Below are 24,940 nucleotides of genomic sequence, written 5' to 3' on the forward strand. Positions count from 1 at the left end.
CCCCACGTGGCACGCAGAACCCTCCCCGCGGCACTGGCCGTCGCGGCCGCCTTCACGGTTGGCATGTACCCGACTACCGCGGCGGCCTCGCCGCCCGGCACCAAGGACGTCACCGCCGTCCTCTTCGAGTGGAACTACGCCTCGGTCGCGAAAGAGTGCACCGGCACCCTCGGACCGGCCGGCTACGGCTACGTGCAGGTCTCCCCGCCCGCCGAGCACATCCAGGGCCCGCAGTGGTGGACGTCCTACCAGCCGGTGTCGTACCGGATAGCCGGCCGCCTCGGCGACCGCACGGCCTTCCAGAACATGGTGAACACCTGCCACTCGGCCGGTGTGAAGGTCGTCGTCGACACCGTCGTCAACCACATGGCGGCGGGAAGCGGCACCGGCACCGGCGGCTCGTCGTACACGAAGTACAGCTACCCCGGCCTCTACTCGAGCCCCGACTTCGACGACTGCACCTCCCAGGTCACCAACTACCAGGACCGCTGGAACGTCCAGCACTGCGAACTCGTGGGCCTGGCCGACCTCGACACCGGCGAGGACTACGTCCGCAGGACCATCGCGGGCTACATGAACGACCTCCTCACCCTGGGCGTCGACGGCTTCCGCATCGACGCCGCCAAGCACATCCCGGCCGACGACCTGGCCAACATCAAGAGCCGCCTGACCAACCCCTCCGCCTACTGGAAGCAGGAGGTCATCTACGGCGCGAACGAGGCGGTCCAGCCGACCGAGTACACCGGCAACGGCGACGTCCAGGAGTTCCGCTACGCCTACGACCTCAAGCGCGTCTTCAACAGCGAGAAGCTCGCCTACCTGAACAACTACGGCGAGGGCTGGGGCTACCTGGGCAGCTCGGTGGCAGGCGTCTTCGTCGACAACCACGACACCGAACGCAACGGCTCCACCCTGAACTACAAGGACGGCGCCAAGTACACCCTGGCCAACGTCTTCATGCTGGCCTGGCCGTACGGCGCGCCGGACATCAACTCGGGCTACGAGTGGTCGGACGTGGACGCCGGCCCGCCCAACGGCGGCAAGGTCAACGCGTGCTGGCAGGACGGCTGGAAGTGCCAGCACGCCTGGCCCGAGATCAAGTCCATGGTCGCCTTCCGCAACGCCACCCGCGGCCAGTCCGTGACCAACTGGTGGGACGACGGCAACAACGCCATCGGCTTCGGCCGGGGCAGCAAGGGCTACGTGGCCATCAACCACGAGTCCTCGTCGCTGACCCGCACCTACCAGACCTCGCTGGCGGCGGGCACGTACTGCAACGTGCAGAACAACACGACGGTGGCGGTGAACTCGAACGGGCAGTTCACCGCCACCCTGGGCGCCGACACGGCGCTCGCGATCTACGGCGGCAAGTCGAGCTGCTGAATCCGCCCGACCGGAGCAACCGCGCGTGCGCGGCACCCGCTCCGGTCCGAGGCTTGCCCCATGAGCATCCGTCCCTGGGTCGTCGTCGAGGCACCGGACGGCCGGGGCCTGCGCCGGGTCACCGTCGGCAGCGACGCTGCCGGCGGTGTCTGGTCGCTGCGAGAACTGCGGAAACTGCTGGCCCGCCGCGGGCACCCCGACGTGGACGTGGACGACCCGGCATACGTGTTCTGGCGCGGCGGCGGCAGTGAAGCGTGGCCCGACCGGGCATGGAGACGGCGGACCGTCAGCGCGCTGATGGTGGCGGGCCTGCTCGCTTCCGCGGTGCTCAACGTGATGATCGGACGGCCGGACGTCTTCGGCGCCCTGACCTTCGCCCAGCGGCTGACCGGGGCTGTCTTCGTCCTGTCCGGTCTGGTGCTGGTCGCGGCAGCGGCAGCGGCACTCGACTACTGGGGCAAACGGCAGTCGAGGGTTTCCGGTGCGGTCACCGTGCTCGGCGTCCTCATCGCACTGGCCACCGACACCCTTCTTGTTCTCATGTGGCTTGACGAGAGAGAAGACACGCCCTACAGGCTGGCGTTCGTGCCGCTGTGGTGCTGGGCGGTGTGGGCGCTGTGCTTGTTACTCCGGGAAAGGGCCTGGAAAGGAGTTCCACAGCCCAGGAAAGTCGCGGCCGGAGTGGTGGTGTCAGCCATGTTCACCGCTCTGAGTCTGGCGTACTCGACCATGTACGAACCCACGGTAGCGCCCTTGCATCTCACTCTGAAAGCGGGATTCGGTACGGCGCGGGCCGACGGTCTGCATCCTTTCCTTCAAGTTCCATTGAAGCTGTCCGTGAAGAACACGGGGGCGTTCTCGGTGTACATCATCATCGATGACTTCTCGGTGTACGGGAGGACCGCGAGATACTCGGAAAAGGGGGACTCGTCGGTAGACGAGTGGGAGAGGAGTATTGATCTCGACAAGACCAGGGAGGACTCGGAGACGAATGTCGACCAACTGTACTACACCGCCCTCAGCAGGGGCCGTTTCTATGAGCCCGGGACAGTGCTGGAAAGCGGCCAGGAGGACACGCGCGAGCACGTTCTGCAGGTTCCCCGGAACGCCAAGTACGACCTTCTCCACGTCGACCTGCAGCTCGCCTTCATGAGGAAGGACCGAGGGCGGATCGATGTGGACGCCTTCGGGGATCAGCACCCGTCGTGGAATGTGACGCCGGAACGATTCTTTTGCACGGTGGACTGGTGCCGGGACCGGCTCCTGTATCTAGGCAGAGTGCGTCACAACAACAACCTGGTCAACGTGACACACGGCCCTCGTTACATGTTGGCTACCTGGGGAATCGATGCCAAATATCCTTTCTACTCCATTTCCACGTACCACTTCGAGGGTCCGGGACCGCCTCCTCGGGAAGAGGGAAAGAGAGAACTCGACAGGTTCGGCGTCTCGGCGGTCGACACCAATGCCGAGGTGTCGATGGCGGAACTGACGAAGTCTATCGATGTTCCTCGGCCATCTTGACCCAGGTGCCCGATTCGACTCCGTCCTGGTCGAGTTGACGAGCGGCCCCCAGGCAATGCAGTGCCGGACTCCCCAGTGCGGTGAAGAGTTCTTTCGCCGGTATCGAGTCGGCGAGCTTGGGGACGAGCAGCCTGACGGCCAACGGGGCGTCGATGATTCTCTTGTTCCGCAGTTCGGCGAAAATCTTCAGGGTTTCGTTCCCCGCTTCTTCGGACTTCCAGAATTCTTTGACGCCCTCCTTGTTCCACGGGCCGGGGAGTACGCTCTCCAGGTCTCCCGCGAGTGTTTCCTTCGAAACACTCCTCTCGAAGACGGAGTTGGTACAGATTTCAGCCGCCTTGCCGAGTGGTTCGGTCGGCAGGGGCTGCGCGGAGAGGTACTCCGTCAGCTCCTTCTCCACTTGGGCAAGCTGCTCCTGCAGTTTCCGGTGTGCCTTCTCCCTCTCCTCGTCCGACGCCCGGCTGTCGGTGGAGCCGTCCAGCGACGAACTGGCCTCGTTCGCCGCTCTCGCCAAGGACCGCCGGCCCCCGCCGTGCGTGTTCCGGTCGCTGAGGGCGGCCACAACCATGGCCAGGAAACGCAACCTCTGCATGGTCTCCTCGTGGGGAGGGCTGGAGGCCGGTGCGCTCGAGTTCTGGCGGGAAGAGCTGGCCGCCTGGGCGGATTGGGATGCGGCCTGGGCCACGTGGTCGCCGGCACCGGCCGTGTCGTCCCGCTCCTCAGGCGGCGTCCCGGGGTCGCTGATCACCGCCAGAGCGGTCGCTGACTTGGCCCCCACATCGAAGGTCAGGCGACGTTCCTCAGGCGTGAGCCCAGGGCTGCGCGCCGCGTCGAGGGCGGACGCCACCTGCCTCACGAGCCCTGTCAACTGCGCCCGCACCGCAGGCGGCGTTCCGGGATCGCCGATGACCTTCAGGGCGGAACTCACCGCATGGGCGGTCCCGATGGCTGCGTCACGGTCCTGGGGCGAGGTCCCCGGGTCGTCCACCGCGTGGAGGGTGTCGGTCAGTTGCGCGACACTGGGGGCCAGCTCCTTCGGAGCCTCGTTCTTCGCCTGATCCAGGCCTGTCGTTGCCTCTTCAAGCGCCTTCTTCTGTTGCTTCGGCGCCTGGGAAGCCGACGTGTCGCCCCCGGTGGGGCTGGTCGACTCGTCCGACGTACCGCCCGAACTCGATGTATCGGTCGGGTTCGTCGTCCCGGTCGTGCCGGTCCGGCTCGACGTCCCGCTGGTGTCGGTGGCCGAGGAGTCCGGTACCGGCGAGGACGGGCTGGACTCGCCCGGTGAGGTGCCCTGCGTCGACGCGCCGGGAGAGGGCGGGGTCGACAGCCCGGGTGAGGGAGGGGGAGGCGTGGAAGCCGCGGCGGCCATGGGGAGCGCGAGGGCTGCCGCCACCGCGGACGCGCCGAACAGGTGCAGGATGTGCCGCCGGGGGAGTCTGGCCATGGTGTATCCAGGTGCGGACCGAAGTCGCCGGGGGCGACCCTTCGTTCGTTACGGGCCGACAATCGCCACACAAGCCACTCTTCACCCGCTCGGCGCATCCAGCAAGTCGGATGAAAGATCTTTCCGTTGCTTTCAAGCCTCTTGCTGTAAACCTTTCGGCAGCGGTACGGTCGCGCGGGCGCCCGGCACCGAAGCCGTGCCGCGGCGTTGGGGTCGGACCCAAGAGAGCCGTAATCGCAAGGAGTTACCGCCTGTGATACCCAGATGGCCGGCGCCCCGGGGGCGCCGTACGCCCCGAGCGAGAAGGGCCGCGGCCGTCACCGCCGCCGCCCTCGCAGCCGCCCTGATCCAGCCACTGACGGCTCATGCCGCCACCCCTCCCGCACCGCCGTCCGACGCGGCCCTCGCGGCCCAGCCCGCGCGGCACGACGACACCCGTGAGCAGTTCTACTTCGTCATGCCGGACCGTTTCGCCAACGGCGACCGGTCCAACGACCGCGGCGGACTCACCGGCTCCCGCCTGAGCACCGGGTACGACCCCACCGACAAGGGCTTCTACCAGGGCGGCGACCTCAAGGGCCTGACCGAGCGCCTCGACTACATCAAGGACCTCGGCACCACCGCCATCTGGATGGCGCCGATCTTCAAGAACCGACCGGTGCAGGGCACGGGCGCCAACGCCTCCGCCGGCTACCACGGCTACTGGATCACCGACTTCACCCAGGTCGACCCGCACTTCGGGACCAACGAGGACCTCCAGACCCTCATCTCCAAGGCACACGCCAAGGGCATGAAGGTCTTCTTCGACGTCATCACCAACCACACCGCCGACGTCGTGGACTACAAGGAGAAGTCCTACGACTACCTCTCCAAGGGCGCCTTCCCGTACCTGACCAAGGACGGCCGGCCCTTCGACGACGCCGACTACGCCGACGGGCGCCGCAAGTTCCCGGCCGTCGACGCCGACTCCTTCCCGCGCACCCCGCAGGTCACGAGCAGATCCAAGGTCCCGTCCTGGCTCAACGACCCGACGATGTACCACAACCGGGGCGACTCCACCTACGCGGGCGAATCCACCACCTACGGCGACTTCTCCGGCCTCGACGACCTGTGGACCGAGCGTCCCGAGGTCGTCAGCGGCATGGAGAAGATCTACCAGCGCTGGGTGAAGGACTTCGGCGTCGACGGGTTCCGCATCGACACCGTCAAGCACGTGGACATGGAGTTCTGGACCCAGTGGGCCACCGCGCTCGACAGCTACGCGGCGGCGCACGGGCGGAAGAACTTCTTCATGTTCGGCGAGGTCTACTCCGCCGACACCTCCATCACCTCCCCGTACGTCACCCAGGGCCGCCTCGACGCCACCCTCGACTTCCCCTTCCAGGACGCGGCCCGCTCCTACGCCTCCCAGGGCGGCAGCGCGCAGAAGCTCGCGAGCGTCTTCGGTGACGACTACAAGTACACGACCGACAAGGCCAACGCGTACGAGCAGGTCACCTTCCTCGGCAACCACGACATGGGCCGCATCGGGTACTTCCTGAAGCAGGACAACCCGAAGGCCACCGACGCCGACATCCTGCGCAAGGACAAGCTCGCCAACGAGCTGATGTTCCTCAGCCGCGGCAACCCGGTCGTCTACTACGGCGACGAGCAGGGCTTCACCGGCTCCGGCGGCGACAAGGACGCCCGCCAGACCATGTTCGCCTCCAAGGTCGCCGACTACCTCGACGACGACGAGATCGGCACCGGCCGCACCCACGCGAGCGACGCCTACGACCGGAGCGCCCCGCTCTACAAGGACATCGCCGCCCTCGCCAAGCTCCGCAGGAACAACCCGGCGCTCACCGACGGCGTCCAGACCGAGCGGTACGCGGCCGACGGCGCCGGCGTCTACGCCTTCACCCGTACGGACGCCCGCTCCGGCACCGAGTACGTCGTCGCCCTCAACAACGCCGACGAGGCGAAGACCGCCACCTTCGCGACCGGCTCCGCGGGCATGACGTACCGCGGGATCTACGGCACGCGCGCCACGGCCGACTCCGACGCCGACCGCAAGGTCACGGTCACCGTCCCGGCCGGCTCCGCCGTCGTCCTCAAGGCCGCCGGCCCCCTCGCCGAGCCCACCGCCAAGCCGTCCCTCACCCTGAAGGCCCCGGACGCCGGCGCCACCGGCACCGTCGAGCTCACCGCCGACGTCGACGGCGGCCGGCTCGACCGGGTCGTCTTCGCCGCCCAGGTCGGCAACGGCGCCTGGCGCACCCTCGGCTCCGCGGACCACGCCCCGTACAAGGTGACCCAGGCCATCGGCAAGGACGTGAAGGCCGGCACCGCCCTGCGCTACAAGGCGGTCGTCGTCGACTCCGCGGGACGCACCGCGAGCGCCACGGCGACCAGCACCACCGGCACCGCGCCCGCCCCCGAGGTCCCCACCGCCTCCTCTCGCGACTACGCGGTCGTCCACTACAAGCGCACCGACGGCGACTACGACAACTGGGGCCTGTACGCCTGGGGCGACATCGCCGACGGCGAGTCCACGAACTGGCCCGCCAGCCACCCCTTCGTGGGCCGGGACGCCTACGGCGCCTTCGCCTACGTCAAGCTCAAGTCCGGCGCCTCGAACGTCGGCTTCCTGGTCATCGACAAGGACGGCAACAAGGACGTCTCCTCCGACCGGAGCATCGACGTCACCAAGACCGGCGAGGTGTGGCTGGAACAGGGCAAGGCCGACGTCCTGACCACGAAGCCCGACTACCCCGCGCAGGACGAGACCAAGGCGGTCGTCCACTACCACCGCGCCGACGGGAACTACGACGGCTGGGGCCTGCACGTCTGGACCGGCGCGGCGAACCCCACCGACTGGTCGAACCCGCTGAAGCCGGTGAAGACTGATGCCTATGGCGCGGTCTTCGAGGTTCCGCTCAGCGCGGGTGCCACCAGTCTCAGCTACATCATCCACAAGGGCGACGACAAGGACCTGCCCACCGACCAGTCCCTCGACCTCAAGTCCGACGGCCACGAGGTGTGGCTGTTGAACGGCCAGGAGAAGTACCTGCTGCCGCAGCCCGCGGGCAGCGCGGCCGCGCTCGACCTCACCACCTCCAAGGCGATCTGGATCGACCGGGACACCGTCGCCTGGAACGGCGTCGACGGCGCCGCCTCCACCCAGCTGCTCTCCTCCCACGACGGCTCCATCGCCGTCAAGGACGGCTCGCTGACCAGCGACGACGAGCGCTGGCTGCGGCTGGCCAAGACCACCCTGACCGACGCCCAGAAGGCGAAGTTCCCGCACCTGAAGGACTACACCGCCTGGTCCGTCGACCCCCGCGACCGGGACCGGGTGCGCGGCGCGCTCGGCGGGCAGCTCGTCGCCACCCAGCGGGCCGCGAACGGCGCCGTCCTGGCCGCGACCGGCGTGCAGATCGCCGGGGTGCTGGACGACCTGTACCCCGGCGCGACGAAGGCCGCCCTCGGGCCGACCTTCCACGACGGCAGGCCGACCCTCGCCGTCTGGGCGCCGACCGCGCAGAGCGTCCACCTCGACCTCGACGGCAAGTCCGTGACGATGCACCGGAACGCCGGCACCGGCGTCTGGTCCGTCACCGGCCCGGCCTCCTGGAAGGGCAGGTCCTACCGGTACGTCGTGAAGGTCTGGGCGCCCAGCGTCCGCAAGGTGGTCACCAACAAGGTCACCGACCCCTACTCGGTCGCCCTGACCGCGAACTCGGAGCGCAGCCTCGTCGTCGACCTGAACGACAAGTCGCTCTCCCCGAGCGGCTGGGCGGCCCTGAGCAAGCCCAAGGCCGTGCCGCTGAAGGACGCGCAGATCCAGGAGCTGCACATCCGGGACTTCTCGGTCGCCGACAAGACCGTCCCGGCCAAGGACCAGGGCACCTACCTGGCCTTCACCGACAAGAACAGCGACGGCTCGAAGCACCTGCGGGCGCTGGCCAAGGCCGGCACCTCCTACGTGCACCTCCTGCCCGCCTTCGACATCGCCACCATCCCCGAGAAGAAGGCCGACCAGGCCACCACCGACTGCGACCTGGCCTCCTACCCGGCCGACTCCGACAAGCAGCAGGAGTGCGTGGCGAAGACCGCCGCGAAGGACGCCTACAACTGGGGCTACGACCCGTACCACTACACGGTCCCGGAGGGCTCGTACGCCAGTGACCCGGACGGCACCGCCCGCACGGTCCAGTTCCGCAGGATGGTGCAGGCACTGAACGGCGACGGCCTCAGGGTCGTCATGGACGTCGTCTACAACCACACGGCGGCCAGCGGCCAGGCGGACACCTCGGTGCTCGACCGGATCGTGCCCGGCTACTACCAGCGACTGCTCGCCGACGGCTCGGTGGCCAACAGCACCTGCTGCTCCAACACCGCGCCCGAGAACGCGATGATGGGCAAGCTGGTCGTGGACTCGATCGTCACCTGGGCCAAGGAGTACAAGGTCGACGGCTTCCGCTTCGACCTCATGGGCCACCACCCGAAGGCCAACATCCTGGCCGTCCGCAAGGCCCTGGACGCGCTGACGCTGAAGAAGGACGGCGTCGACGGCAAGAAGATCATCCTCTACGGCGAGGGCTGGAACTTCGGCGAGGTCGCCAACGACGCCCGGTTCGTGCAGGCCACGCAGGCGAACATGGCCGGCACCGGCATCGCCACCTTCTCCGACCGGGCCCGTGACGCCGTGCGCGGCGGCAGCCCCTTCGACTCCGACCCCGGCGTCCAGGGCTTCGCCTCCGGTCTGTACACCGACCCCAACTCCTCCACCGCCAACGGCACCAAGGAGGAGCAGAAGGCCCGGCTGCTGCACTACCAGGACCTGATCAAGATCGGGCTGACCGGAAACCTCGCCAAGTACCACTTCACCGACACGGACGGCAAGGAGGTCACCGGCGCCGAGGTCGACTACAACGGCGCCCCCGCGGGTTACGCGGCCGCACCCGGCGACGCCCTCGCCTACGTGGACGCGCACGACAACGAGTCGCTGTTCGACGCCCTGACCTACAAGCTCCCGAAGGACACCGCCGCGTCCGACCGGGCCCGCATGCAGGTCCTGGCCATGGCCACGGCCGCCCTCTCGCAGGGTCCGGCCCTCTCCCAGGCGGGCACCGACCTGCTGCGCTCCAAGTCACTGGACCGCAACTCCTTCGACAGCGGCGACTGGTTCAACGCCATCCACTGGAACTGCGCCGACGGCAACGGCTTCGGACGCGGGCTGCCCATGGCGGCCGACAACCAGTCCAAGTGGGACTACGCCAGGCCGCTGCTCGGCGCGGTCAAGGTGGGCTGCCCCCAGATCACCGGGACCTCGGCCGCCTACCAGGACCTGCTGCGCATCCGCACGAGTGAGAACGCCTTCTCCCTCGGCACGGCCACGCAGGTGCAGGACCGGCTGTCCTTCCCGCTGTCCGGCAAGGACGAGACGCCCGGCGTGATCACCATGCGCCTCGGTGACCTGGTCGTGGTCTTCAACGCCACCCCGGAACGGCAGGAGCAGAAGATCGCCGCTCTGGCCGGATCGCACTACCGGCTGCACCCCGTGCAGGCCGCCGGTGCGGACCCGGCGGTGAAGACCTCCGCCTACGCGGCCGACTCGGGCACGTTCACCGTCCCGGCGCGGACCGTGGCGGTGTTCACCCGGGCAGCGAAGTAGGGTCGGCTCGACGCCCCGGAACAGGAGTACCCATGCCGCAGATCACCGTCGACTACACCGCCGTGCTGGACGATTCGGACAGCTTCGACGCGGAGGGCTTCGCGCGGGCGCTGCACGAGGCGGTCGTCGAGATCGCTGCGGCCAGGCCGGAGGCGTGCAAGACGCTGTTCCGGGAGGCTTATGCCGCCTATGGGTACGAAGAGATGGATCAGCGGCACGCGATCGTGCACGTGACCATCGGTCTCCTCGCCGGCCGTGGCGAGGAGACCAAGGCGGCGCTGACGGAAGCCGTGCTGGAACTGCTGCGCACCCATGTGGCGCCGCAGGACGGCATCACCCTGCACGCCTCCGCCGAGGTCCGCGACCTGGACCCGTCCTACCGGAAGTTCGACCGGTAGGACGACCGACAGCAGGACCGGCGGGCCGACCGCCGGGTCAGGACGCCAGAGTGATCAGCCGGCCGGCGAGCTCCGCGAAGGGGCCGTCGGCCGGCTCGTCCCTGACCATGGCCCGCACCAGCGCGGCCATGTCCGGGTCGTAGGCGGCGCTGACCGCGGCCAGCGCGGCGAAGTCGTGCACCAGTTGCCGCTCCAGCTCGGCCCGCGCGATGCGCCGGCCGTCCAGCCAGATCAGCGCCGTCGACTCCGCCAGCGAGATCCAGGAGCGGATCACGAGTTCGAGGCGCGGGGACGCGTCGGTGACGTCGAGGTGCGAGAGGATCTGGTCGTAGGCGGCCTGGCGCACCGAGTCGATGAGGGCGTTGGTCGCCGAGGTGTGCTCCTTCGAGCCGACCCCGTCCGCGGGCACGGCCGGGCCGCCGCGCATGAGCGCCGCGAAGCCGGGCCCGTGGTCGTCGACGAAGTCGAAGTAGCGGCGCATCACGCGCAGCAGCCGGGCCCCCAGCGGACCCTCGTGGGGCTCCTCGAACCGGCTGGCGAGGTCCTCCGAGGCGCGCTTCAGCGCGGCTTCGTACAGGCTGAGTTTGCCGGGGAAGTAGTGGTACACCAGCGGCCGCGAGATCCCCGCGGCCGAGGCTATCTCGTCGATGGAGACCTCGTCGGGCGAGCGTCGGCTGAACAGGTCGAGCGCGACGCCGATCAGCTGCTGCCGCCGCTCCTCGACGCCCATCCTGCGGCGAACCCCGGTACTCATGCGAACACCTTACCGATCGAATCCGGCCGTTCGTGATCACATGTCGAGCACCAGCCGATCGCTCCGGGAGCGGGAGACGCAGATCAGCATCGAATCGCTCCGCTCCGCGTCCGTCAGCAGCTCGTCCCGGTGGTCGATCTCCCCTTCCAGCACGCGCTGTTGGCAGGTGCCGCAGAAACCCTGCTCGCAGGAGTAGGCGGTGTCCGGCAGCGCGCGGCGCACCGCGGCCAGCACCGTGGAGTCCGCGGGGACCGTCAAGGTGCGCCCGCTGCGGCGCAGTTCCAGCTCGAATTCCGTCTCGCCGCCGGCCCCGGCCCGTGGCGCGAACCGCTCCACGTGCAGGGTGGCGCCCCGGGGCAGCGCCTCCTCGACCGCGGTCGTCAGGCCCGGTGGACCACAGCAGTACACGGCCGTCCCCTCGGCCGCGTCCGCGAACAGGGTGGCCAGGTCCGGGCGTCCGTCCTCGTCCTCGGCCACCACCGTCAGCCGGTCCCCGGCGAGCTCGCGCACCTCCGCGAGGAACGGCATCGAGGCCCGGTTGCGCCCGCCGTACAGCAGCCGCCACTCGGCGTCGTCCGGCAGCGCCCGCAGCATGGGCAGGACGGGCGTGATCCCGATCCCGCCGGCGACGAAGACGTACGACGGCGCCGCGACGAGCGGGAAGCGGTTGCGCGGCCCGCGCACCTCGAGCTCCATGCCCTCCGTGAGCTGCTCGTGCACCTCGCGGGAGCCGCCCCGGCCGTCCTCGACCAGCCGCGCGGCGACCGTGTAGGACGAGGTGTCCTCGGGGTCACCGCACAGCGAGTACTGCCGCACCAGACCCGAGGGCAGCACCAGATCGAGGTGCGCACCGGGCTCCCAGCCCGGCAGACCGGCGCCCTCGAGACGGAGCCGCACGACCCCGTCGGCGATCGTCTCGTGGGAGGTGAGCAGCAGTCGCGTCCGCGCGCGCGGCCGGCCGGAGACCGGCGGGTCGAGGGCGGGCAGCGGCCACAGCGGGGAGTCGCCGACCCGGCGGCGCAGGGCCCGCCGGGCCAGCAGGGCGGCGCCGGCGAGCAGGACGAGGGTGCGCGGCTTCGGCATCACGCGTCCCCCTCGCCGGGCCGCTCCGCCTGCTGCGCGGCCAGCGCGGCCGGCGAGGCGGCCAGATAGGCGACGGCCTGGGCGGTGGAGCACTCGTGGGAGGGGTGGTAACCGCGGCTGAGATAGCGCGGGATGGACCTCAGCATGTCCCCGGTGGCGGGCAGGGTGCCCTGCCGGCCGCGCCGGTGGAAGCCCGCGAGGGACGGCTTCGCGCCGGTCAGGATCGGGTCGTTCGCCATGAAGAAGCGGACCCCGCGCTGCCACAGGAACACCAGCGCCGAGAAGGCCGCCGCCCAGGTGCGCACCCGGCGCCCGTAGTCGCCGTCGACGTGCAGGAACAGGTCGAAGGCGACCGAGCGGTGCTCGACCTCCTCGGCGCCGTGCCAGCGCAGCAGGTCCAGCATGGTCGCGTCGGCTCCGCGCCGGTCCAGCTCCGCCGCGTTGAGCACCCAGTCGCCCAGGAAGGCGGTGTAGTGCTCGATGGCCGCGATGAGCGCCACCCGCTCCAGCAGCCACCAGCGGCGGGCCCGGCCCGGCGGCAGGGTGCGGTCGCCGAGCAGCTTCTCGAAGAACCAGTCGACCTGCGCGGTGTACGGAGTCGGGTCGAGCCCCTGCTCCCTCAGGTGCGGCAGGACCTCGTCGTGCGCCTGGGAGTGCATGGCCTCCTGCCCGATGAATCCGAGGACGTCCGCGCGGAGGCGGTCGTCCCGGATGAGCGGCAGCACCTGCTTGTACACGTGCACGAACCACCGCTCGCCGGCGGGCAGCAGCAGGTGCAGCACGTTGATGGTGTGCGTGGTGAACGGGTCGCCGGGCACCCAGTGCAGCGGGGTGTCCTGCCAGGAGAAGGACACGTTGCGGGCCTTGAGCGGGATGCGCTCGGACTCCACCGGCCGGGCCTGCTTATGAGACATGGCGTCAATGTACTGACGGGTAGACCGCCTGAGAACCCCTCGACGGGCCCTTGTTGACGCCAGTGTCAGCTAGGGGCTGTTGTGAAAGTGGCGAAAGTGGTCCTCGGCGGCCGCCCTTCGGGCGACGAGGCCACTTTCACCACAGGCCCTAGTGCAGTCCGGTGATCCGCCGGCCGTCCGCCAGCGTGCCCTTCAGATCGGCCCGCGCCCCCTGGGTCGCCCGCACGGCCAGCAGCGCGCCGCGCCCGGACGCCGTGACCCCGCCGGCCGCGCGGACCGACGCGGTGTCCGGACCGCCCGCCGCCAGCAGGTACCACGCGCCGGTCCGGGACTTCCACAGCACGCCGGCCAGCACGTGCGGGCCGCGCGGACCGCAGTCCGCCACGTCCGTGCCCTTGGCCACGACCGCCCCGACCGGCCCGCCCGGCGTCCGGAACTGGGCCAGCGCGATCGCGCCGTCACCGCGCCAGGTCTCGGCCCTGGTGCACACCCACTGACCCGCGCCGCCCGCGTCGGGCAGCGTCTGGTTAGCGAACCCCCAGGCGTTGACGCTGCGCACCCCCGCGGAGCGCTCCGTCGACAGCGAGCAGGCGAACGGCGCCCAGGCGCGCAGCCCGTCCACGCCGCTCGCCTCCGTGGCGGCGCCCGGACGCCCGGCGGTGAGATGGGCCGGGACCAGCTCACCCAGGTCCGTGGCGAGCCGGGTGCCGGAGGCGTCGGTCACCTGGAGCACGTTCCACGAGGTGCAGCCGCCCGGCTGCAGGGCGGGGCTGGCCAGCGGTGTCGTCACGCCGTCGGTGAGGGTCAGCGGGGTCGCGGCCGCCTCCGGCTTCATCAGGTTCCGCTCGGCGGCCTTCGTCACCCAGGGCGCGGTCAGATACCGGACGTTGCCGTCCGCGCGGCCCAGCACCAGCGCGCTCGCCTCAGCGCCGGTCGCGCCGTCGACCCGGGCGAAGTCGAGGGCCGCGCCCGTCGCGCCCTCCGTGGGCTCGGCGTAGCGCGCGATGCGCAGGCCGTCGTAGAGCATCACCACGCGCGCGGTATCCACCACGCCCGCGTACAGCAGTTGCGGCGGGCCGGCCGGGCCACCGGTCTGGGTGCCGGGGGTCGCCGAGACACGGACCGTCTCCCCGGGGCGGGCCCAGACGGCGAGGGCGCGGCGCAGCAGCGCCTTGTCCCCGGTGAGCGGGCCGCGCGCGGGCCACACCGAGAAGTCGGTGCGGGCGGAGGACTGCCAGGCGGCCGGGGCGGCCCGGAGCAGCTTGCCCGGGTCGAGGGCCGCCTCGGCCGCCGGGTTCTCCGCGTACACGGGCGCGGCGGCACCGTCGGGGCCCCAGCCGCCGCCCGGCATGGCCACCAGCGCCCCGCACACCGCGAGCGCGGCCGCCGCGGCGAGCACGGCCTTGGTGTGCTGGCGGCGCCGCATCAGGTCGGTGGGGCGGGCCTGCAGCGAGCAGGGGTCGAACTCGGGGGAGGAGAGCAGCGCGTCCTGCGCCGGCACCCCGTTGGCCTCCGCCAGCGCCGACTCGGGGTGCTGCACCCCGGCGGCCTTCAGGACCCGGCGGACGTCGGTGTCGGGCAGCTTCTCGAGACCGCGCAGCACATAGGCGGCCCGGGCCGGCCCGGACAGGGCGGACAGCCGCTGGTCGAGGGCGAGCTCATCGGCCCCGCCGGAGCGCGGGAACAGCCGCAGGCCCCACACCTGGGGCAGCAGCGGCGGCCGGTGCGCGAACCTGGGCCGGCCCTTGCGGGTGCCGGACGCGCCGAGCGCGGTGCGCAGCACCCGGAGGCGGACGAACGCGTATCCGGGGTCGCCCTCCCGGCCCGTGGACTGGGCCGGGATCACGGCCGTCTGCTTGCGGCCCCTGGGCAGCGCGCGCTGGGCGAGGGCGTGTGCCGTCAGCACCCGGCGGCCGCGGCCGAGGCCGGGCGGAAGCACCAGGTAGGCGAGCCGGACCAGCCGTGGGTAGTGCTCGACGAGCGCGGCCTCGGCCTGCTCGACGTCGACGACCGGGCCGGTGGCGCCGGAGGAGGCGGGTGCGTGACGCTGGGCTACATCCTGTGACTGCACATCCGGTTGAACGAGCGAGGCGTAGGTTGGTCACCGCTGGGCGGGTGACCGGGGCGGCTCAGTCCACCGGCTCCACCAGGGCGCGCGCGTAGTTCGCCATCGACCGCTGGTAGCGCGGCAGGTGCGGGGCGAGGGCGCCGAGCACCAGGGACAGTCCCTCGCGGTCGCGGTCGAGACTGGACAGGCACAGGGCCAGGCAGGCCCGTACGGCGTCGTCCAACTCGTCCGACGGCCCGTCGAGTTCGGGGGTGAGCAGCTTGACGCCCTGCTCCGCCTCGCCGATGTTCCGCAGCGAGCTGGAGAGCTGGATCTTGGCCCGCCGCCCCTTGTAGCCGCTGACCTCGCTCAGACCGCCCGCCAGCGCCTCGCGGTACAGCGGCACCGCCCGGTCCGAGTGGCCGGTCGAATCCCAGGCGCAGGCCCGCTCGAAGGGGCCGAGCGGGCTGCCGTCCGGCAGTTCGGCGGCCAGTTCGTCGATCAACGCGCGGAACTCGTGGGCGCGCTCCTCCGGATAGTCGTCGAAAGTCGCCCAAGCGGCGGTCACGCGGTCTTCCCAGTCCTGGTTCACCGGGCCACCCTCGCACATCCGTACGCACGGGGTCACCGGATTTGAGCACACCGTGCGCGGGAGCCGTATCCGAGGGGACTGGGGCATGCTTGGCCCACCGGGACCGGAGGATCGGATGAGGTTGACGCGACTGATGATCGGGGCCACGGCGGCGCTGACGCTGGCGGGCTGTGGTGCGGGCGGTGACACCAAACCGGTGCCGCCCACCGCCACGGGCAGTCTGGAGAGCCTGGCCGCCGAGGTGAAGTGCAAGCCGAACATGCAGACCGACGCAGACGAGATCCGCCAGGCCATCTGCCGGAACACCGACGGCAGGTTCATCCTCGCCACCTTCGCCACCGACCGCGGCCAGCGCGAGTGGATCAACGACGCGAAGGACTACGGCGGGTACTACCTCGTCGGCCGCAAGTGGGTCGCCGTCGGCGACGACGGGGTCGTCAAGGCGCTGCGGGGCACGCTCGGCGGCGACGTGGAGATCGGTACGAACCACCACGCCCACCAGGGCTGAGGACGCCGGCGGACACGGAAGCGGGCGGTGGGAACTCCCACCGCCCGCTTCGTTCCTCCTCGTTCGCGACCGTCCGTCCGGCTGGTCCGGCCGGTCCGGCTCGTGCGGCCGGTCAGGCGCAGTTCTGGCCGCGGTTGACGCAGTTCGCGATCCGGTTCGCCAGGCCGTTCTTCGTGACGCTGATGAAGTCGTCGTGGTCCGTGGCCGGCTTGTGGAGCTGCTCCGGGAAGCCGTCCACCGCGTAGGCGTTCTTCACCTGGCCGTTCTGCAGGGCCGGCGGGGTGATGTTGTAGACCAGGCGCATCGTCAGCTGCGGGATCGCCTTGAAGCCGTTCTGGCAGTTGCCGTTGGCGTCGGCGAAGGCCACGTGCGTACGGTGGTTGGCGCTGTCCACGTTCTGGCCGTCCCAGCAGCTCTGGAAGGCGAACGTCCGCACCACCTTGCTGCCCTGCGGGCAGATCGGGTACTGCGTGGTCAGCTGGACCTTGTTCTCGAAGCCGGTGCAGCTCCAGTGCGCGTTGGCGTTCGCCAGGCCGTTGGTGGTGGTCTTGGCGTCACCGGTGATGATGCGCAGGAACTGCGGCATCGCGACGACCTTGGAGGTCGGGCTGCCGACGTACTTGATCTGCGCCGACACCGGCGTCAGGATCTTGCCGACGTTGCCTTCCTTGCCGCCGCCGTCCTTGTTCTGGTCGAAGTCCTGCGAGCCGTCCTGGACGCGGACCACGGGCCAGTAGTACGAGGACAGGTCGCTGCGGTTCTGGCAACTGGTGCCGCCCTGCAGGAACGTCTGGTTGCTGGAGAACGCGTTGACCTTCTGGTTGCCGACGTAGTCGTGCAGGTGGTGCGCGCCGTTGGTCACGCCGGGCGCCACGATCACGTTGTCGGTGTTGTGGTTCTTGTTGGCGTTCACCCCGCACCGCGTGGTGAACGTACCGGTCGACGCGTTGCCGTTGCGGCGCGGCTTGGCCGGCACGTTCGGCTGGACCTTGGTGATGTCGACGAAGTCCGCCGCCACCGGGCCGTTGCCGGCCTGCCCGCCGATGTTCTGCTGCTGCCCCGCGTTGCCCTGCTGCTGGCCACCGGCGTTGCCCTGCTGCTGACCGCCGGTGTTGTTCTGCTGCTGGCCACCGGTCTGCTGCTGCTGACCGCCCGTGTTCTGCTGCTGGCCGCCGGTGTTGTTCTGCTGCTGGCCGCCGGTGGTCTGGTTGGCGTTCTGCGCCGTGCAGGAGGCGAGGACGCTCAGGTCACCGGGCGCGGTGCCGCCGACGCGGGTGATCTCCAGCTTGATCCGGTCGAGGATCGCCGCCCGCCGGTCCTTCAGCGGCTGCAGGATGGAGTTCTGAACGAAACTCGCGTCCTGGGCCTGGGCGTCCCGCGTGGTCGCCAGACGCTGGTAGGCGTCGGTGATCTGCCGGTCGAGGTTGGCCAGTTCCCCGGCGACCTCGGTACGGGCCTGGTTCGGCACGTTGGTGAGCTTCTGGCCCACGTCCGGGCAGGAGATCGTGGCGACCTGCGCCGTCGCTGCCTTGGTCTGGTTGCCTCCCCACGACTGGTGGTTCGACTCGTGCGCCGAGGCGTAGAAGTTCGCCCAGATCAGCCCGCCCCCACCGAGCGCTAGGGCCGCCGATGCGGCTATGGCCTTGGTGGCCAGCGGCGTACGGCGTTTTCGTGTGTTGCGTCCCATGGAACTCCTCTGACTTCCTTGCGGGGCAGCATCGAGGCGCCCGACAGGAGTGAAGCGGCGCCCTTCCATACGGACGCCGCTTCCAGGGTGTTCACCGGTCACAGGAATTCATTACGGACCCACAGCGTCACAGGGGCCTCAACGTGCCCCTGAGCAGCGGAAGTTCGCCAAAACTCCGGCCGCTTCAGCGGTCGCGGTCCAGATAGGCGAGCACCGCCAGAACGCGCCGGTTGTCATCGTCCGACACCTCAAGGCCCAGTTTGGTGAAGATGTTGGAGGTGTGCTTGGCGATGGCCCGTTCCGTCACCACCAGCTGGCCGGCGATCGCCGCGTTCGAGCGGCCCTGCGCCATCAGCTCCAGCACCTCCCGCTCCCGCGGGGTGAGGTTGCCGAGCGGCCGGTCGTCGGCGGCCCGGCGCGACAGCAGCTGCTGGATCACCTGCGGGTCCATCGCCGTGCCGCCCGCGGCCACCCGCCGTACCGCGTCCACGAACTGGTCGGCGTCGAACACCCGGTCCTTCAGCAGGTACCCCACCCCGCCGCTGCCGTCGGCCAGCAGCTCGCGGGCGTACAACTGCTCCACGTGCTGGGAGAGCACCAGCACCGGCAGCCCCGGCCGCTCCCGCCGGGCCCGCAGCGCGCACTGCAGCCCCTCGTCGGTGTGCGTGGGCGGCAGCCGCACGTCGACCACGGCGACGTCCGGCCGCACCCGCGCCAGCGCCGCGTCCAGTTCGGGTCCCGACTCGACGGCCGCCGCGATCTCGAAGCCGTAGGCCTCCAGCATCCGGACCAGCCCGTCACGCAGCAGGAAGAGGTCCTCGGCTAGGACAACGCGCACGGAATCTCCATGGTCACCAGGGTGGGGCCGCCCGCGGGACTGCTGACGGCCAGGACGCCGTCGAATGTACCGAGCCGCCGCTCGATCCCGGCGAGTCCGGTGCCGGCCCCGACCGCCGCCCCACCCCTGCCGTTGTCGGTCACGGTGACCCGCAGCATGCCCTCCGCGTGCAGCAGGTCGGCCCAGATCCGGTCGGCGCCCGAGTGCTTGACGGCGTTGGTGAGCACCTCGCTCACCGCGAAGTAGGCGGCCGACTCCACGGGGGCGTCCGCGCGGCCGGACAGCTCCACGGTGACCTCCGTCGGCACCGGAAGCCGCAGCGCCAGCGCCCGCACCGCGTCCCCCAGGCCGCGCTCGGCGAGCACCGGCGGGTGGATGCCGCGGACCAGGTCGCGCAGTTCCTCCAGGGCCTCGACGGAGTTCCGGCGGGCCTGCGAGAGCAGCCGCTTCGCCTGCGCCGGGTCCTTGTCGAGCAGCATCTCGATCGTCCCGAGGTCCATGCCCATCGCGACCAGCCGGGCCTGCGCGCCGTCGTGCAGGTCCCGTTCGATCCGGCGCAGCTCGGCGGCGGAGGTGTCCACCGCGTCGCGCCGGGTCTCGGTCAGCACCCGCACCCGCTCGGTGAGTTCCTCCCGGCCGCCGCCCAGGAGGGCCCGGGTGAGCCGGAAGTGCGCGGTCAGCAGCCGCGGGGTGAGGTGGTAGGCGGCGAAGAGGAGCACGACGGCGGTCGCGGCCGCGCCGAGCGCGGACGGCTGGTCGGTGACCGGCACGAAGCCGTACCAGTAGGTGCCGCCGTCCGCGAGCACCCGCCACAGGCCGGCGGCCACCGCGAAGCCCTCGAAGGGGTAGAAGAGCAGGACGGCCGGGAGCAGCGCGGTGACGTACCCGGCCGTCATGTCGACGGCCAGCCAGCGAAGGTCCCGCCAGGTCGCGGGGTCGGACAGCAGCATGACGGTACGGGTCCAGGGGTTGGCGTCCGCGGGAACCGGCCGGTACGCCGACCGGATCGACATCCCGCACCACTCGTCCGAGAGCCGCCGCCGGACGTCCGCGAACTCCCGCACCCCGCCCAGGATCGCGGGGGTCGTGAAGATGCCCAGGCCGAGCGGGACGAACGCGATGGACACCAGGCTGAGGACGAGGCAGAGGATGGACAGGGGCAGCATCACCAGTGCGAGCACGAGTCCCCGTACGGCGGCGAGCACGACCTCCCGTATACGGTCGCGGACGACGTCGCTCTTCGTGTCGGTGTTCATGCGCTCAGTCTGGCCGACCCCGGCAGCGGGTTCACTGGCCCGGAGCCCCCTCCTGCGAGGTGGTGCCAGGTACACCCCCGGCCGCCGCGAGCACCCTCGCCTCCACCTCGGGGTCCAGACCGACCCCGGCGCGGTCCGGCCGCCGCGGGGCCTCACCGCCGATCCGGGTGAGCCACTCCCAGGTGTCCGCGACGGTCTCACCGGCCGGACGGCAGACCAGCCCGGTGGCCAGCGCCCGTGACACGTCCGTGCGGTGGACGGGCTCGTACATCTCGCCGTCCGGCGGCACCCACACCGGAAGGTGGGTCCACGGCTCCACACCGGCCGCCAGGATCACCCGCGGGTCGGTCCAGCGCAGCTCCGCGTCCGCTCCGGTGACCCGCACACAGCTCTCCAGCAGCTCGCCCATGGTGGTGTGGCCGGGCGGTCCGATCACGTCGTACGGCCCGCTCAGTTCCCGCCGTACCGCGCCGAGGAGCCAGCCCGCGAGGTCGCGCACGTCGATGAACTGCACGGGCAGCTCGCGCGGTCCGGGCGCCAGGACCGGGCCGCCGCGGGCGATCCGGGTCAGCCACCAGGGCAGCCGGCCGACGTTCTCGTACGGGCCGAGGATCAGTCCGGCCCGGACCAGCAGGGAGCCGTCCTCGCCGAAGGACTCCAGGGCCGCGAGCTCGCCGCCCCGCTTGTCCCGGGCGTAGTCCGTCGGGCCGGCGCCGGCGGCGGCGCCCTCGACCAGCGGGGCGTCCTCGGTGGCCCGCCGGGCCCAGGGCCAGGCGTACACCGACCGGCTGGAGACGTACACGTACCGCCCGGCGCGGCCGCGCAGCAGCCGTGCCGCGTCCCGCACCGCGCGCGGCGCCGCCGACCAGGTGTCGACCACCGCGTCCCAGGTGTCACCGTTCCCGGCGAGCGCGGCGAGCCCGCCGGGAGCGGTGCGGTCGCCGCGCAGCGACCGCACCCCGGCCGGGGGCAGGTGCCGGCCCCGGTGGAAGACGGTCACCTCCCAGCCGCGATCGAGCGCCGCCGCCACGACGGCCCGCCCCACGAACTCCGTACCGCCCAGCACCAGAAGTCTCATGCCGGGAAGCCTGCCGGGTGCGGCCCCGGGGACGGAAGGCCCGTCTGCCGACGGCAGACGGAGCTGCTCAACGCCCGGTCGGCGGGGTGTACTTGTAGCCGACCCGGCGCACCGTCTGGATCGACTGGCGGTGCTGGACGCCCAGCTTGCGGCGCAGCCGGGCGATGTGGACGTCGACCGTGCGGCCGTCGCCCACGTGGCCGTAGCCCCACACCGTGGTGACCAGCTGGTCCCGGGTGTGCACCCGGTGCGGGTGCGCCACCAGGTGCGCGAGCAGCTCGAACTCCAGGTAGGTGAGGTCGAGTTCGGTCCCGTCGACGCTCGCGGTGCGCCGCACGGGGTCGATCCGCACCAGCGGGTCGGTGTCCTCGTGGGTGCCCGCGTGGCCGTCCGTCACCGGGGCGTCCGGCACGGCGACCGGCGGGAACGGCAGCCGCTGGTCGGCCGGGACCAGCACCAGGTAGCCGACCATGGGCGGCCGGCCGGGGAGCGCGGGCAGGGTGTGCTCGGGGGCGGGCAGCCAGGTGGCGCCGGGCGGGAGCAGGTCGGCCACGTCGACGACCTCGTCCCGGTCGACGGCCCGCAGCCGGTGGCGTGCGGGGTGTGCCGGGGCCGCGGCGGTGGCGGGCAGGGCGGTGGGGGAGAGGGAACGGGTGGTCGCCATGAGAGGTCAGCTCTTTCGCGCGAGGAGTTCGTCGGGAGGTGCGGCGGCCGCGATTCGTGGTCGGGGGCGCCGGGGGACGTACGTCGTTCCGCGCTGGCCGGAGGCCGGGGGTACGGCTTCAGAGGGCCCGCGCGTACAGCGCGCGGCAACACACCCGGTCGAAGTCGTGGTGCTGACGGGACGGCCAGAACGGCTCCAGGTCATGGCGACCCGTCGCGATGCGGTTCTCGAAGCTGGCCATGGGGCCATTGAAGCAGACGCGGACCCCCGGCAGGAGCCTCCTCGCACCTCTTGTCTCACCTCTTGGACGCCTGCCCGGACACGCGGTCGACGCGGTGCCGGCCACCCGGGTACGACGGAGGGGCGCCCGCCGTCGTGGCGGGCGCCCCTCCGGGGAAGCGGTGCGGATCAGCCCTGGCCGGCCTTCTCCAGCGCGGCGCAGCAGGTGTCCACCAGCAGGCGGGTCACCACGTACGGGTCGACGTTGGCGTTCGGGCGGCGGTCCTCGATGTAGCCCTTGCCGTCCTTCTCGACCTGCCACGGGATGCGGACCGAGGCGCCGCGGTCGGAGACGCCGTAGGTGTACTTGTCCCACGGGGCGGTCTCGTGCAGGCCCGTCAGGCGCTCGTCGATGCCGGCGCCGTAGTTCTTGACGTGGTCGAGCGGCTTGGAGCCCTCGCCGAGCGACTCGCACGCGGTGATGATCGCGTCGTAGCCCTCGCGCATCGCCCTGGTGGAGAAGTTGGTGTGCGCGCCCGCGCCGTTCCAGTCGCCCTTCACCGGCTTGGGGTCCAGCGTCGCGGAGACACCGAAGTCCTCGGCGGTGCGGTACAGCAGCCAGCGGGCCACCCACAGGTGGTCGGAGACCTCCAGCGGGGAGACCGGGCCGACCTGGAACTCCCACTGGCCGGGCATGACCTCGGCGTTGATGCCGGAGATGGCGAGCCCCGCCTTCAGGCAGTTGTCCAGGTGGGCCTCGACGACGTCGCGGCCGAAGATCTCGTCGGCGCCGACACCGCAGTAGTAGCCGCCCTGCGGGGCCGGGAAGCCGTTCTCGGGGAAGCCCAGCGGACGGGAGCCGTCGAAGAAGGTGTACTCCTGCTCGATGCCGAAGATCGGCTCCTGCGCGGCGAACCGCTCGGCGACCTCGGCGAGCGCGGCCCGGGTGTTGGACCGGTGCGGGGTCATGTCGATGTCGAGGACCTCGCACAGGACGAGGATGTCGTCGCCGCCGCGGATCGGGTCCGGGCAGGAGAAGACCGGCCGCAGCACACGGTCCGAGGAGTGCCCCTCGGCCTGGTTCGTGGAGGAGCCGTCGAAGCCCCAGATCGGCAGCGTGCCGAGACCGGCGAAGGCACCCGTGATGATCTTCGTCTTCGAACGGAGCTTGGCCGTCGGCTCGGTGCCGTCGATCCAGATGTACTCAGCCTTGAAGGTCACGGGGCCACATCCTTAGGAGGTGTGTCGGGCGCACTCGGTGCGGGTGCTGCGGCGCTGCGGCACCTGGGCACCGCTCGATCTGCCGCGCAGCCTGTCAACAGGCCGTTTCCCGTCCATTGCCCGCATGTGAACCCCGTGTTACCTGGCGCTCCTGTGCCGCGACTCACACGGCGGGGCACAGGGCCGGCGCGCACCGGGCCGGCGCCGACCCGGGCGAGGCAGGGGCCGGCGACCGCCACCCCCGCACGGTCGCCGGCCACGGCCGGGCACGCCGTCTGTTCCTCCTGACCCCGGCTCACCTCTGCGCCGGGGCCGAGACGGCGTGCCCGCTACCGTGCCCTGCCGGTCCGGCCCGGTCTCACCCCACCTTCTCGATCACGGCACGCCGGATAAGGAACTTGCCCGGCTCGCGGACCTGCTCGAAGGCGGCGTTGTTGAGCAGCACGCAACTGCCGGACACCGAGGTGACCTTCACGGTCGTGGACTTGTTGTTGTCCAGGTTGGTGACCTTCAGCGTCGTCCCCGCCGGGAACTGGTTGCTGGAGGCGGCCGGGGCGCCGGCCTCGCCGGAGAGCGTGACCGTGGAACCCTTGCAGACCTGCTGGCCGGAGGCCGCGGCACCGCCGCCGGCGTTCCCCGCGGCACCGGCCTGCCCGCCGCCCGCCTGCTGGTTGCCGTTGGCGTTGCCCTGGGCGTTGCCGTTGCCGGTGCCCTTGCCGCCGTTCTGGCCGGCGCCGCCCTGCTGGTTCGCGTTGCCCTGCTGGCCCGCGTTGCCGTTCTGCGCCGCCTGGGAGCCCTGAGCCGACTCCCCAACCGTGCATCCGGCAGCCTTCTGCTGGACCTCGATCTGCTTGATGACCGCCTCGCGGTTGGCGATCCGGGCCGCCGACTGCGCGTCCGGCTTCGCCTTCTGGTCCGCGATGAACCGGTCGTTGTTGCCGTGGGCCGTGGCCAGCCCCTGGCAGACGGTCGAGTCCCCGGCGGACAGGGTCCGGGCGTTCTGCGGCTGTGCGGCGTTCGAGGTCGACGCCAGCGCGAAGGCCCCGCCGCCCGCCACCGCCGCGGCACTGACGAGCAGCGCGATCTTCTTCTTCGTGCCGAGAGTTCTCCTGCGCGACATGCGCGCCTCCTGAAGAGGTAGGGGAGCGTACGCCGCTATGTACGAGATCCCGAACGGGGTTACTCAGCGGTTGCGGGAGTTCATCGAAGTAACCTGTGTCACAGCCGAGTTGAGCGGCGCTCAGCTCTTGCCGCGGGTGAGAGCCTCCTGGACCGCCTCGTCGGTGCGGGCCACCAGGGCGGTGCCGTCGTCGGCCGTGATGATGGGGCGCTGGATGAGCTTGGGGTGCTCGGCGAGCGCCGTGATCCAGCGGCTTCGCGCGCTCTCGTCGCGCGCCCAGTCTCCCAGGGCCAGTTCCTTGGCCGCGGCCTCCTGGGTCCGGGTGATGTCCCACGGTTCGAGCCCGAGCCGGTCGAGCACGGCCCTGATCTCGTCCTCGCTCGGCACGTCCTCCAGATAGCGGCGCACGGTGTAGTCCGCCCCCTCGGCGTCGAGCAGGGTGAGCGCGCTGCGGCACTTCGAGCAGGCCGGGTTGATCCAGATTTCCATGCCGCACACGGTACGCGAAACCCGTTCTCCACGTGCGTCACGGCAGCCCCGAAAGCCCTTGT

Annotated in this window: 20 protein-coding genes; 5 read left to right on the forward strand and 15 right to left on the reverse strand. The window is 70.9% G+C overall.

Annotation, left to right across the window (positions count from 1 at the left end; all coding sequences use genetic code 11):
- The first annotated feature begins 6 nt into the window (after positions 1–6).
- Positions 7–1,383, forward strand: coding sequence for an alpha-amylase (locus V7E45_RS12150; protein WP_333774133.1), 1,377 nt, complete (start codon positions 7–9; stop codon positions 1,381–1,383).
- A gap of 60 nt (positions 1,384–1,443) precedes the next feature.
- On the forward strand, positions 1,444–2,907 hold the full coding sequence (locus V7E45_RS12155; RefSeq protein ID WP_333774134.1) for a hypothetical protein: 1,464 nt from the start codon (positions 1,444–1,446) through the stop codon (positions 2,905–2,907).
- On the opposite strand, the gene V7E45_RS12160 is transcribed toward V7E45_RS12155, so the two are convergent.
- Positions 2,882–4,351 carry a hypothetical protein gene (locus V7E45_RS12160; RefSeq protein WP_333774135.1) on the reverse strand — a complete coding sequence of 490 codons (1,470 nt, stop codon included), beginning with the start codon at positions 4,349–4,351 and terminating at the stop codon, positions 2,882–2,884. The genes V7E45_RS12155 and V7E45_RS12160 overlap by 26 nt on opposite strands.
- Before the next feature lie 253 nt (positions 4,352–4,604).
- Between V7E45_RS12160 and pulA the strand changes: the two genes are divergently transcribed.
- Both pulA and V7E45_RS12170 read left to right on the forward strand, forming a co-directional pair.
- Complete coding sequence (gene pulA, locus V7E45_RS12165; RefSeq protein WP_333774136.1) at positions 4,605–10,010, forward strand: pullulanase-type alpha-1,6-glucosidase; 5,406 nt, start codon at positions 4,605–4,607, stop codon at positions 10,008–10,010.
- A 32-nt stretch (positions 10,011–10,042) separates the two neighbouring features.
- The gene (locus V7E45_RS12170) at positions 10,043–10,408 is read left to right on the forward strand and encodes a 5-carboxymethyl-2-hydroxymuconate Delta-isomerase (protein ID WP_333774137.1); all 366 of its coding nucleotides are present in this window, start codon (positions 10,043–10,045) and stop codon (positions 10,406–10,408) included.
- A gap of 37 nt (positions 10,409–10,445) precedes the next feature.
- On the opposite strand, the gene V7E45_RS12175 is transcribed toward V7E45_RS12170, so the two are convergent.
- The 5 genes from V7E45_RS12175 to V7E45_RS12195 all read right to left on the reverse strand — a co-directional run bounded on the left by V7E45_RS12175 (position 10,446) and on the right by V7E45_RS12195 (position 15,816).
- Positions 10,446–11,162, reverse strand: a complete 717-nt coding sequence (locus V7E45_RS12175) for a TetR/AcrR family transcriptional regulator (protein ID WP_333774138.1) — start codon at positions 11,160–11,162, stop codon at positions 10,446–10,448.
- Between the two features lie 36 nt (positions 11,163–11,198).
- Entirely contained in the window at positions 11,199–12,245 is a 1,047-nt protein-coding gene (locus V7E45_RS12180) for a PDR/VanB family oxidoreductase (RefSeq protein ID WP_333774139.1), read from the reverse strand.
- Positions 12,245–13,159: a metal-dependent hydrolase gene (locus V7E45_RS12185; protein WP_333774140.1), complete on the reverse strand. Its 915-nt coding sequence runs from the start codon at positions 13,157–13,159 to the stop codon at positions 12,245–12,247. Before V7E45_RS12185 ends, V7E45_RS12180 begins: the two co-directional genes overlap by 1 nt.
- Before the next feature lie 148 nt (positions 13,160–13,307).
- Positions 13,308–15,230 (reverse strand): hypothetical protein, encoded by a 1,923-nt coding sequence (locus tag V7E45_RS12190; protein WP_333774141.1) that lies wholly within the window; start codon positions 15,228–15,230, stop codon positions 13,308–13,310.
- 58 nt (positions 15,231–15,288) lie between these two features.
- Positions 15,289–15,816 (reverse strand): tetratricopeptide repeat protein, encoded by a 528-nt coding sequence (locus tag V7E45_RS12195; RefSeq protein ID WP_333774159.1) that lies wholly within the window; start codon positions 15,814–15,816, stop codon positions 15,289–15,291.
- A gap of 97 nt (positions 15,817–15,913) precedes the next feature.
- Here V7E45_RS12195 and V7E45_RS12200 point away from each other — a divergent pair, with 97 nt between their 5' ends.
- Positions 15,914–16,306 carry a hypothetical protein gene (locus tag V7E45_RS12200; RefSeq protein ID WP_333774142.1) on the forward strand — a complete coding sequence of 131 codons (393 nt, stop codon included), beginning with the start codon at positions 15,914–15,916 and terminating at the stop codon, positions 16,304–16,306.
- Positions 16,307–16,418: 112 nt separating this feature from the next.
- On the opposite strand, the gene V7E45_RS12205 is transcribed toward V7E45_RS12200, so the two are convergent.
- From V7E45_RS12205 to V7E45_RS12245, 9 genes are all read right to left on the reverse strand, one after another.
- A complete protein-coding gene (locus V7E45_RS12205) occupies positions 16,419–17,993 on the reverse strand; it encodes a DUF1996 domain-containing protein (RefSeq protein WP_333774143.1) in 1,575 nt (524 codons plus the stop codon).
- A gap of 184 nt (positions 17,994–18,177) precedes the next feature.
- The gene (locus tag V7E45_RS12210) at positions 18,178–18,831 is read right to left on the reverse strand and encodes a response regulator transcription factor (protein WP_333774144.1); all 654 of its coding nucleotides are present in this window, start codon (positions 18,829–18,831) and stop codon (positions 18,178–18,180) included.
- Positions 18,816–20,087, reverse strand: a complete 1,272-nt coding sequence (locus V7E45_RS12215; protein ID WP_333774145.1) for a sensor histidine kinase — start codon at positions 20,085–20,087, stop codon at positions 18,816–18,818. Before V7E45_RS12215 ends, V7E45_RS12210 begins: the two co-directional genes overlap by 16 nt.
- A 31-nt stretch (positions 20,088–20,118) precedes the next feature.
- Positions 20,119–21,165: an SDR family oxidoreductase gene (locus tag V7E45_RS12220; protein ID WP_333774146.1), complete on the reverse strand. Its 1,047-nt coding sequence runs from the start codon at positions 21,163–21,165 to the stop codon at positions 20,119–20,121.
- Positions 21,166–21,232: 67 nt separating this feature from the next.
- On the reverse strand, positions 21,233–21,829 hold the full coding sequence (locus V7E45_RS12225; protein WP_333774147.1) for a winged helix-turn-helix domain-containing protein: 597 nt from the start codon (positions 21,827–21,829) through the stop codon (positions 21,233–21,235).
- Positions 21,830–21,947: 118 nt separating this feature from the next.
- Positions 21,948–22,070 (reverse strand): hypothetical protein, encoded by a 123-nt coding sequence (locus V7E45_RS12230; RefSeq protein WP_333774148.1) that lies wholly within the window; start codon positions 22,068–22,070, stop codon positions 21,948–21,950.
- 167 nt (positions 22,071–22,237) lie between these two features.
- Positions 22,238–23,269, reverse strand: a complete 1,032-nt coding sequence (glnII, locus tag V7E45_RS12235) for a glutamine synthetase (protein WP_333774149.1) — start codon at positions 23,267–23,269, stop codon at positions 22,238–22,240.
- Positions 23,270–23,627: 358 nt separating this feature from the next.
- Positions 23,628–24,389 (reverse strand): hypothetical protein, encoded by a 762-nt coding sequence (locus V7E45_RS12240; RefSeq protein WP_333774150.1) that lies wholly within the window; start codon positions 24,387–24,389, stop codon positions 23,628–23,630.
- Between the two features lie 120 nt (positions 24,390–24,509).
- Positions 24,510–24,878: an arsenate reductase family protein gene (locus V7E45_RS12245; RefSeq protein ID WP_333774151.1), complete on the reverse strand. Its 369-nt coding sequence runs from the start codon at positions 24,876–24,878 to the stop codon at positions 24,510–24,512.
- Positions 24,879–24,940 lie beyond the last annotated feature (62 nt).

Source organism: Streptomyces sp. IBSBF 3136 (genome assembly GCF_036815105.1).
Lineage (GTDB): Bacteria > Actinomycetota > Actinomycetes > Streptomycetales > Streptomycetaceae > Streptomyces.

What these genes read in the sequence shown, in the direction of transcription:
- V7E45_RS12155 (WP_333774134.1), top strand. Translation starts at nt 1,444, where the DNA reads ATGAGCATCCGTCCCTGGGTCGTCGTCGAGGCACCGGACGGCCGGGGC.
- V7E45_RS12160 (WP_333774135.1), bottom strand. Translation starts at nt 4,351, where the DNA reads ATGGCCAGACTCCCCCGGCGGCACATCCTGCACCTGTTCGGCGCGTCC.
- V7E45_RS12170 (WP_333774137.1), top strand. Translation starts at nt 10,043, where the DNA reads ATGCCGCAGATCACCGTCGACTACACCGCCGTGCTGGACGATTCGGAC.
- V7E45_RS12175 (WP_333774138.1), bottom strand. Translation starts at nt 11,162, where the DNA reads ATGAGTACCGGGGTTCGCCGCAGGATGGGCGTCGAGGAGCGGCGGCAG.
- V7E45_RS12180 (WP_333774139.1), bottom strand. Translation starts at nt 12,245, where the DNA reads ATGCCGAAGCCGCGCACCCTCGTCCTGCTCGCCGGCGCCGCCCTGCTG.
- V7E45_RS12185 (WP_333774140.1), bottom strand. Translation starts at nt 13,159, where the DNA reads ATGTCTCATAAGCAGGCCCGGCCGGTGGAGTCCGAGCGCATCCCGCTC.
- V7E45_RS12195 (WP_333774159.1), bottom strand. Translation starts at nt 15,816, where the DNA reads ATGTGCGAGGGTGGCCCGGTGAACCAGGACTGGGAAGACCGCGTGACC.
- V7E45_RS12200 (WP_333774142.1), top strand. Translation starts at nt 15,914, where the DNA reads ATGAGGTTGACGCGACTGATGATCGGGGCCACGGCGGCGCTGACGCTG.
- V7E45_RS12205 (WP_333774143.1), bottom strand. Translation starts at nt 17,993, where the DNA reads ATGGGACGCAACACACGAAAACGCCGTACGCCGCTGGCCACCAAGGCC.
- V7E45_RS12215 (WP_333774145.1), bottom strand. Translation starts at nt 20,087, where the DNA reads ATGAACACCGACACGAAGAGCGACGTCGTCCGCGACCGTATACGGGAG.
- V7E45_RS12220 (WP_333774146.1), bottom strand. Translation starts at nt 21,165, where the DNA reads ATGAGACTTCTGGTGCTGGGCGGTACGGAGTTCGTGGGGCGGGCCGTC.
- V7E45_RS12225 (WP_333774147.1), bottom strand. Translation starts at nt 21,829, where the DNA reads ATGGCGACCACCCGTTCCCTCTCCCCCACCGCCCTGCCCGCCACCGCC.
- V7E45_RS12230 (WP_333774148.1), bottom strand. Translation starts at nt 22,070, where the DNA reads ATGGCCAGCTTCGAGAACCGCATCGCGACGGGTCGCCATGACCTGGAG.
- V7E45_RS12240 (WP_333774150.1), bottom strand. Translation starts at nt 24,389, where the DNA reads ATGTCGCGCAGGAGAACTCTCGGCACGAAGAAGAAGATCGCGCTGCTC.
- V7E45_RS12245 (WP_333774151.1), bottom strand. Translation starts at nt 24,878, where the DNA reads ATGGAAATCTGGATCAACCCGGCCTGCTCGAAGTGCCGCAGCGCGCTC.